This is a genomic window from Lolliginicoccus lacisalsi (genome assembly GCF_014841105.1).
Classification (GTDB): domain Bacteria; phylum Actinomycetota; class Actinomycetes; order Mycobacteriales; family Mycobacteriaceae; genus Lolliginicoccus; species Lolliginicoccus lacisalsi.
On the sequence record NZ_JACYWE010000014.1, the window covers coordinates 509 to 10,701 of the forward strand.

The 10,193-nt window shown below is 70.4% G+C and carries 1 protein-coding gene; it reads right to left on the reverse strand.

Translation table 11 applies throughout. The annotated features are described in order from the left end of the window. Positions 1 to 10,193: non-ribosomal peptide synthetase (locus HT102_RS15545; RefSeq protein ID WP_192040370.1), on the reverse strand; the 10,193-nt coding region annotated here is incomplete at both ends.

Below are 10,193 nucleotides of genomic sequence, written 5' to 3' on the forward strand. Positions count from 1 at the left end.
CCAAGTCGGCTGAGCGCCGCGGAGCGCTCGGGCGACAGGTCGATCGTCACCGAATCGGGAGTCCCGAGCCCGGTCTCGGCGGCGTTCGGTGCGACGAGTGTAGGCTCATCGAGCCCGGCGAGCGCATCGGCCCACACGGCGCGGGACGCGTCGAGGTCCTGCTCGCGAAGCCAGGCCAGGAAGTCCCGGTACGAGCGGGCCGCGGGCAAGTGGGTGTCGTCGCCGTCGAGCACGTAGAGCGTGATGCGCTCCTTGAGCAGCAGCGGCATCGACCACCCGTCGAGCAGCACGTGGTGGTTGGTGATGAGCAGCTCGTGCTCGTTCTCCGGCAGGGAGACGAGATGCATCCGGATCAGAGGCGCCTGCGCCATCGAGAACCCGGCGGCGAAGTCCGCGTCAGCGATGCGATCGAGGCCCTCGCGGGCGGACGCCGTGTCGTGGCCGCGCAGGTCGGTGAAGGACCACGGCAGCTCGACGTTGTCCTCGATGACCTGGATGGCATTGCCGGAGGAGTCGTGCACGAAAGCGGCCCTCAGGTTGGGGTGCCGATCGAGGAGCTTCTGCCCTGCGCGGCGCATCCGCGAGGGGTCGACGAGGCCACCGAGCCTGATGCGCGTGGGGGTGGTGTAGACGTCGGTGTCCTCGCCCACGAGCAGCGCGTGGAAGAGCAGCCCGCCCTGCAGCGGCGTCAGCGGCCACACGTCGGCGAGCGCGGGGTAGCGCTGCTCGAGGGTCTCCACCTGCGCCTGGGTGAGGTCCACGAGTTGCAGGTCGGATGGGGTGCGGCCGCCGGCAGAGGCCGAGCCAGCGTGCTGGGCCAGTGCTTGCAGCGCGCTGATCCACAGGTCGGCGAGCTCGCGCGCGTCGGCTTCGGCGAGCACGCCCGAGGCATAGTTGAAGGACGCCTTCAGGATGGAGCCGGATGGCTTGTCGGTGACGGTCGCTCCGATGCTCAGCACGGAGGTCGCCGGCATCGTTTCGTCGACGTCGGCCACCAGCTCGACACTGCTATCGGGCAGCCAGGGCACCTCGGTGTCCGCCGCGCCCTCCGTGGTGCCGAACCTGCCCAGATAATTGAACGCGATCTGCGGCTCGGTGCCACCCGCGAGCGCGGAGGACGTCGCCGGATCGAGATAGCGCAGCATCCCGTAGCTGAGCCCCTTGTGCGGCACGCCGAGCAGGTGCTCCTTCACCGACTTGACCGCCGGCCCGAGCCGCGCCATGTCGCCCAGGTCGTCGTCGGCGACGGCTCCGGTGTCGAGCCGGATCGGGTACATGCTGGTGAACCAGCCGACGGTGCGCCCGAGATCGGCGCCGGGAACGAGCTCCTCCTCGCGCCCATGGCCTTCGAGCGTCACGAGGACTTGGGGCGTGCTCGTGCCCCGGCGCGCGCGCCACTGCCGCACGGCGAGCGCGAGGCCCGCGAGCAGTCCGTCGTTGACGCCACCCCGGTACGCGGCGGGCAAGGTGGTCAGCAGCGCCTCGGTGGAGTCGCTGTCGAGCTCCACCTCGACGCGGCGCACCGTTGCCATGGTGTCCACGGCGGGATCGAGCGCGCGCGCCCCGAGCACTGGGTCGGGTGTCTCCGCGATGGCGCGCCAGGCCTCCATGGCGTCCCTGATGTCCTGCTCGGCCGCCCGCTCGGCGAGGCCGTGCGCCCAGCGGCGCAGCGAGGTGCCCACGGGTGGCAGCGTGATCGGGGAGCCCTGCATGGCCTGGGTGCCCGCGGTAACGAGATCGGGCAGCAGCACGCGCCAGGACACGCCGTCGACGGCGAGGTGGTGGATCGCCACGATCAGTCGTCCGGCGCGCCCTGGGGCGTGCAACCAGACGAACCGTGCCATCACCCCGCGCGCGGGGTCGAGGCGCCCGACGGCGGCGTCGAACTCGGCAAGGATCGTCGCTTCGCGCCGCGCGGGATCCTCGAGGACGTCGGCATCGACGGCTCGCTCGTCGAGGACATCGGCGGCCGCGAGGCGGCCGACGGGCAGCACCTCGAGCAGTGGCTGCTGGCCGTCGCGCTGGAACCGGCCGCGCAGCGCGTCGTGGTGATCGAGGAGGGCCTGGATGACGTCCTCGAGCTGGGCGCGAGACAGCTCGCCGGGGACAGTGAGCAAGAGCGACTGCTGGAAGCGGTCGTAGGTGCCGTGTGCTCCGACGTGCTCGACGAGCCAGTGCATGATCGGCAGCGCGGGAGCCGCCCCGGTTCCCCCGCCGGGGAGCTCCTCGAGCAGAGCGGGCGCGTCGCTGGCGCGCTGCGCCACCTCGGCGAGCCCGGCAACGGTCTTGCGCTCGAAGACGTCGCGAGCACGGATGGAGTACCCGGCCGCCTTGGCGCGCGCCACGAGCTGGATGGAGACGATGCTGTCGCCACCGAGCGCGAAGAACGACTCCACGACGCTCACCTGGTCCATGCCAAGCACCTCGGCGAAGACCGCGGCAAGCGCCTCCTCGGTCTCGTTGCGGGGCGCGACGTATCGGCTGGACTCGAACACGGGCTCGGGCAGTGCCTTGCGGTCGACCTTGCCGGTCGGCGCGATCGGCACCTCGTCGAGGAGGGTGATCGACGTCGGCACCATGTACTCGGGCAGCGACTCCCCCACGAACGCGGAGAGCGTCGCGGTGTCCGTGGCGCTGCCCGGCCGCAGGAGGACGTAGGTGACCAGCACGGTCTGGCCGGTGCTGGCACGCTTGTGGCCAACAGTGAGGGCGAACTCCACGTCGGGGTGCGCGGAGAACGCGGCGTCGATCTCGCCGAGCTCGATGCGGTAGCCGCGCACCTTCACCTGGAAATCGGTGCGCCCGATGAACTCGAGGACCTGCGCCCCCTCCTCGTTGTGCTTCCAGCGCACGAGGTCGCCGGTGCGGTACATGCGCGCGCCGGCCGGGCCGAAGGGGCTGGCGACGAATCGCTCGGCGGTGAGGCCCCGGCGCCCGCGGTAGCCGCGCGCGAGGATCGGCCCGCTGACGTAGAGCTCGCCGGGGGCCCCGAACGGAGCGGGGCGCAACCGGGCATCGAGCACGAGCGCATCGGTCCCCGTGATGGGGCCACCGATATCGATGGGCCGGCCAGCCCGCATGGGGGCGCTGGTCGTGGACCAGATAGTCGCCTCGGACGGGCCATAGAGGTTGAGCATCACGCGGGTGGGCGCCCAGCGCTCCACGACCTCGGGCGGGCAGGCCTCGCCGCCAGTGGTGATGGCGCGGAGATCCGGCACGTGCGCCGGGTCGATGGTGCGCAGCGCGGCCGGAGTGATGAACGCGTGGGTGACATGCTGCTCGCGCAGGACCGTCGCGAGCTCTTCCCCGCCGTGGGTGCCAGGAGGCGCGATGATCACGGTCCCGGCGGCGCCAAAGGCCATCAGCATCTCGAACACCGAGGCGTCGAAGCTCGGCGAGGCGAAGTGCAGCACCCGGGATCCGGAATCGACGCCGATGTGCTGCTGCTGGGCAGCGATGACGCTGGACAGGCCGCGGTGGGTGACCACCACGCCCTTGGGCAGCCCGGTCGATCCGGAGGTGTAGATCATGTAGGCCGGCTGGTCCACGCGAGGCGGCGAGAGCAGCTCGTGCTCATCGATCGGGCCATCGGGGATGCTGGCGAGCGACTCGATGGTGCGGGGGTCGTCGAGGACGATCCAGTCCGCTAGCGCGGGCAGGGTGGCTCGTGATGCGCTCGTGGCAAGGCCGTGGGTGGCATCGGAGTCACGCAGCATATGCTCGATGCGATCGGTCGGGTAGGCGGGGTCGATGGGCAGGTAGGCGGCGCCGGTCTTCGCGATCGCCCAGATGCCGAGCACGGACTCGATGGAGCGGGCGATGCCGAGCGCGACGACGGATTCCGGGCCCACGCCCTGGCCGATGAGGTGGCGCGCGATCTGGTTGGAGCGCGCATCGAGCTCGCCGTAGGAGAGGACGGCACCATCGCTGGCGACAGCGTCCGCGGCGGGATCAAGCGCCGCGGCGGCGGCGAGGACATCGCGCAGCAGCACTGGCTCGGGCGCGCTACCACCCGGCACGGGCGCGAGGCTAGCGATCTCGCTGGCGGTGAGCACATCAAGCTGCCCGTAGCGCACCGAGGCATCGGTGCGGACCTGATCGAGGATCCGGACCGTGCGATCGCGCAGCGCGGCGATGTACTGCTCGTCGAACAGGTCGGGGAAGAACTTGAACCGCACGTGGAGCTGGGTGTCCACCGAGGCGACCACGCCGATGGGATAGTGGGCGGCGTCCTCGCCATCGAAGCCGGTGACGCGCATGCCCGCGAGATCCGTATCGCTGGTCAGCCCGGCCTGGTCCACGGGGTAGGACTCGAACGCGGTGAGCGTATCGAACTGCGCGCCCGGGCCCACTGCGCGCTGGATGTCGGCGAGCTGCAGGTAGTGGTGGTCGAGCATCTCGGCCTGCTCGGACTGGATGCGGCCGAGCAGCTCGGCGAGGGTCTCGCGCGGATCGAGGGTGACCCGCACGGGCACGGTGTTGATGAACAACCCGATCATCGTCTCGACCCCGGCGAGCTGGGGCGGCCGCCCCGAGACGGTCGCGCCGAAGGTGACATCGGGCCGGGCCGCCTGGGCCGCGAGAACCATCGCCCACGCGGCCTGCACGGCGGTGTTGAGGGTGACGCCGAGCTCCCGGGCCACGGCCTGCAACTGCTGGGTCTGCTGCTCGGTGAACGAATGCGCGATCTCGCGGGAGCTCACATCGTGCTCGCGAGCCCGGTCCATCGGAGCCATCGTGGTGGGCTCGTCCGCCCCCTCGAAGGCCACCTGCCAGGAACGCAGTGATCGCTGCTTGTCCTGGGCGTCGAGCCAAGCCAGGAAGTCGCGGTAGGTGCCCGCGGCGGGCAGGTGCGTGGGATCGCCGTCGAGGACGTAGAGGGTGAGGATGTCCTTGAGCATCAGCGGCGTGGACCAGCCATCCATGAGGATGTGATGGTTGGTGAGGATCAGTCGATGCTTGCCCCCTCCGAGATCGACGAGCGCGAACCGCATCAGCGGCGCCGCGGCCATGTCGAACCGGACGGCCTTGTCCTCGGCGAGGATCCGGCGCAGCGCGGCGTCCTTGTCCGCTTCCGCGGAGACATCGAACGTGGCGAGCCGGGCGGTGGCGGCATCGTCAACGACCTGGACGGGCGCGCCATGGCGATCGCTGGCGAAAGCAACGCGGAGGTTCGGGTACCGGTCGAGCAGGGCTTGCAGCGCGCGCTGCATGCGCGCGGCATCGACCGTTCCTTCGAGGTCGAGGACGAGCTGCACCATGTAGGCGTCGACGGATTCCTCGGCGAGCACCGCGTGGAACAGCATTCCTGCTTGCAGCGGGGAGAGCGGCCATATGTCCGATAGCGCCGGGTAGCGCGCCTCCAGTGACTCGATGGAGGACTGGTCGACATGCGCGATCGCCACATCGGAGGGGGTGAGGCCCGCGTGCTCGATCTGCAGGGCGTGCCGGGCGACCGCGGCGAGGGTGGCTTGCCAGGAGTCGACGAATCGCGCCACGTCGTCGGCGCCCAGGAGCGTGGAGGGGTAGAGGACCAGGACCTTCAGCCGTGGTCCGTCCGGTGTCTCGGTGACCATCGAGGTGATGTCGAGGGCGCCGGGCGCTGCCATATCGGGGCTGAGCGAGTATCCCTTCTCGCCGCCATCGGCACTGGGCAGCCAGCCGAGATCGCGGAGCTCCTCGGGGATATCCCCGGTGCCCGACCGGCCGAGGTAATTGAACATCACCTTGGGCTGCGGGTAGCTGGCGAGCTCCGCGCGGCCCGTCTCGTCGAGATAGCGGAGCATGCCGTAGCCGATGCCGCTATCGGGCATCGCGAGCAGGTGCTCCTTCATGAGCTTGATGGCTTCGTCGACCGCCTGCCCGGGCTGTATGGCTGCCTGGGCATCGATGCCCGCGAGGTCGATGCGCACGGGCACGACGGTGGTGAACCAGCCGAGGGTGCGGCCGAGGTCGGAGCCGGGGACCGCGGTCTCCTCGCGGCCGTGGCCCTCCAGGCCGATCAACGGCGCCTGGGTGGTGCCGAGCCAATGCGCGAGGGCCAGCGACAGAGACGCCAGCAGCCCGTGGTTGACGCTGCCTCGGTAGGCCTCCGGCACGCGGGTGAGCAAGGCCTCGGTGAGGTCGGTGGGCAGCTCGAACGTGGCCTGCTCGATGGTGCTGTTGACATCGATCGCGGGATCGAACGGTCGCTCCCCGATCGCTGGATCGGTGCGGTCGACGACGGCCTTCCAGAACGCGATCTCGCTCTCGCGATCGATGGCATGCTCGGCGAGGCCGTGGACCCAGCGGCGGAACGAGGTGCCCACGGGCTGCAGCTCCACTGGCTGCCCGGTGCTGATCTGCGCCCACGCGGTGGCGAGGTCGGGAATGATGATGCGCCACGAAACACCGTCCATGACGGAGTGGTGGATGACCAGGCGGAGGCGCCCCGATGACTCGGGACCGAGGTCGAGCCATACGGCTTGCAGCATGACGCCGGATTCCGGGTCCAGGCGGCCCGCCGCGTCCTCGAGGGCATCCTGGGTGAGCTCGGCGAACGCGTCCGTGCCGGGCGGCGTCGCGGCGGCATCGACGTCGATGCGCTGGACGAGCGATGCGGCATCGATCGTGCCGGGCGCGGCGGCGATCATCTCGCCGGAGCCGGTGTCGATCCGGGCCCGCAGCAGATCATGGTGATCAAGCACGGCCTGGAGGGTGGCGTGCAGCCCGGCCTCGTCGATCCCCGTGGGCAGGGTCAGCAGCGACGACTGGGAATAACGGCCCATGGTGCCGCCACGCTCGATCATCCACTCGATGATGGGGCTCAGTGGCATGCTTCCCACGCCACCGCCCGGCAGCTCCTCGAGCACGGCGGGCGCGTCGCTGGCCGCGGCGGCATCCGCGGCCACGGCAAGCCGCGCCACGGTGCGATGCTCGAAGACATCCTTCGGGGAGATGACCAGCCCGGCCGCGCGGGCCCGCGAGACCACGTTGATCGACATGATGCTGTCACCACCGAGGGAGAAGAAGGAATCATCCACCCCCACCTCGGCGAGGCCGAGGGTCTCGGCGAACAAGCGGGCGAGGATCTCCTCCGTCGGCGTCGCCGGGGGCCGCGAGGTGGTGGACCTCGCGCCAAAATCGGGATCGGGCAATGCCTTGCGGTCGATCTTGCCGCTCGCCGTCAGTGGCAGCGCGGGCAGGACGAGGACTGCCGAGGGAACCATGTAGGCCGGCAGCTTGTCGCTAGCGTGGGCGAGCACCTCGGCGACGATGGCGTCCTCGTCGCGGTCCTCGGCCGCATGGGCCGGGACGACATAGGCGACGAGCCGATCCGCGCCAGCGCGATTGAGCACCACGGTCGCCTGCGCTACCACGGGGTGATCAACGAGCACGGCCTCGATCTCGCCAAGCTCGATGCGGAAGCCCCGCAGCTTGACCTGGAAATCGGTGCGCCCGATGTAATCGAGCTTGCCATCGCGCAGGCGCCGTACCAGGTCGCCGGTGCGGTACATGCGGCTGCCTGGCTGCCCGAAGGGGCTGGCGACAAAACGGGAAGCGGTGAGCGCGGGGAGCTTGCCGTACCCACGCCCCACGCCGATGCCACCGACGTACAGCTCGCCGCTCACGCCATTCGGCACATGGTTGAGGTCCCGGTCGAGGACCAGCAGCTCGGTGCTCGGGGTGGGCCGCCCGATCGGGACGGGCATGGCCTGCTCCGTGCCGAGGGCATGGAACGCCACGACGTCGGACGCCTCGGTGGGGCCGTAGCTATTAACGATCCGCACGCCGCGGGCGAGCAGGTCGCGCAGCGGCTTGGCGCGCACGGCCTCGCCGCCGAGGAAGACGAACCGCACCCCGCCGAGCACCCCGGAGCTATCGGCGTCAGCGAGTGCCTCGAACGCGCTCGGCGACATGTTGGCGAGCACCACGCCATGCTCGGCGACCTGCGGGAGGATGTCCTCCGGGTCGAACCCGTCGGCGGCGAGGACGAGCGTCGCGCCGGACGCGAGGGCCGCCCAGATGTTCTTCTGGGTGAGGTCGAACCCTGGGGACGAGGCTACGAGCACCCCGTTGCCGGGGGCGAGCTGCACATGATCGCGGTACCAGGCGACGGTGTTGGCGATTCCGGCCATGGGCACGAGCGTGGGCTTGGGGCGACCGGTGGATCCCGAGGTGGAGATGACGTAGCCGAGGCGCTGGCCCGCTGCCGGATCCGACCAGGGATCCCCGGGCAGGGAAGCAGCCCCGCCTGGTGCACCGTCGAGGAGGAGCAGCGTGGTGCCCTCCAGTGCATCCGCATGCTCCCATCCGGGCAGGGCCACCACGGCCGCGGCCCCGGTGTCCTCGAGCACGGCCTGGAGCCGGTCGAGCGGGAACGCTGGATCCACCGGGGCATAGGCGGCCCCGGCCTTCCAGGCCGCTACCAGTCCGACGATCCATTCCGCGCCGCGCGGCAGCGCAACGGCGACGACGTCGTCGGGCCCCACGCCGTGCTGCAGGAGGGTCGCGGCGAGCGCCGTGGACCATTCGTCGAGCTGGCCGTAGGTGAGCGAGCCGGCGCCGGCGACCGCTGCTGCTCCGGGCTGGTTCCGGGCACGGTCACGGAAATCGCGCAGCACGGTCGCGGGGCTGGTCTCGCTCGCTTCCCCGCGCGCCGCCCGCTCGATGGCGTCCCGCTCGCTGGAGTCGAGGATCTGCAGCGCGTGCAGTGGCAGTGATTCGTTGCTGGCCACGGTCGAGAGGACGCGCAGGAACCGATCCGCGATCGCGTCGATGGACTCCGCGTCGAACAGGTCGGTGGCGTAGTTGATGATGAGCTGGCGGGGAGCGTCGGCGGTCTCGTCGTCGAGGCGATCCACCACGGTCACGCTCAGGTCGAACTTCGCGGAATCGACCTCGGCATCGAAGCCCTCGATGGTCAGGCCACCGAGCTCGAAGCGGGGCCGCTGCTGGTTCTGGAACGTCAGCAGCACCTGGAACAGTGGCGCGTGCGCGGTGGAGCGCTCGAGGTCGAGCAGTTCCACGAGCCGCTCGAACGGCACGTCCGCATTGGATAGCGCGGCGAGATCGACCTCGCGCGCGTGCTCGAGCAGGCCACCGAACGTGCTCGTGCCCTCGACGGAGGTGCGCAGCACCAGGGTATTGACGAACATGCCGACCAGTGGGTCGAGAGCGCGGGCACCCCGGCCCGCCACGGGGGTGCCGATCGTGATGTCAGTGGTGCCGGAGAGCTTCGCGAGCAGCACGGCGAGCGCGCTGTGGATGACCATGAAGGGGGTCGCGCCGTGGCGTGCCGCGATATGGCCGAGCTGCGCGTACAGGTCCGCGGGGATCTCGTGGAAGCGGGTGGCGCCGCGCAGGGATTGAGCGGCCGGCCGGGGCCGGTCCGTCGGCAGGTCAAGCACCTCGGGCACGTCGGCGAGCTGGCGCTTCCAGTACTGCTCCTGCTGGTAGGCGATCGATTCGGGGTCGGCCTCGTCGCCGAGGACCTCGCGCTGCCAGATCGCGAAGTCCGCGTACTGCACCTCCAGCGGCTCCCAGCCGGGCTCGTCGCCCTGTGCTCGCGCCGCGTACGCGACCATCACGTCGGTGGCGAGCGGCGACAGGGAGAAGCCGTCGGCGACGATGTGGTGCATGACCACCGCGAGCACATGCTCGGTGTCGCTGAGGCGGAACAGGGCGGCCCGGACCGGCTCGTCGCGGGTGACGTCGAAGCCCCGTCCAGCGAACTCGGCTGCGAGGCCCGTGACCGCGCCCGGGGTGGTGTCGATCAGCTGCAGATCGGCGGTGACCTCGTGCATCGGCAGGATCACCTGCGCGGGCTGCTCGTGGTACGAGGGGAACACCGTGCGCAGGGACTCGTGGCGTTCCACCACGTCGCGGAATGCCGCGCGCAGCGCGTCGCGATCGAGGGTGCCGGTCAGCGTGAGCACGAGCGGGATGTTGTAGGCCGAGGACGTGACGTCGTACTGGTTGATGAACCACATGCGCCGCTGGGCGAGCGAGACAGGAACATGGTCGGGCCGTTCCCGCGCCACGAGCGGCACGGCAGCGTTGCCCGCGCCCGCTTCGTCGATGCGGGCGGCGAGCTTCGCGACGGTGGGGTGCTCGAACAGCTCCCGCACGATCAGGTCCGCGCCGAGCATCTCGTTCGCGCGCGCGATCACCTGCGTGCCCATGAGGGAGTTGCCGCCCAGCTCGAAGAACGA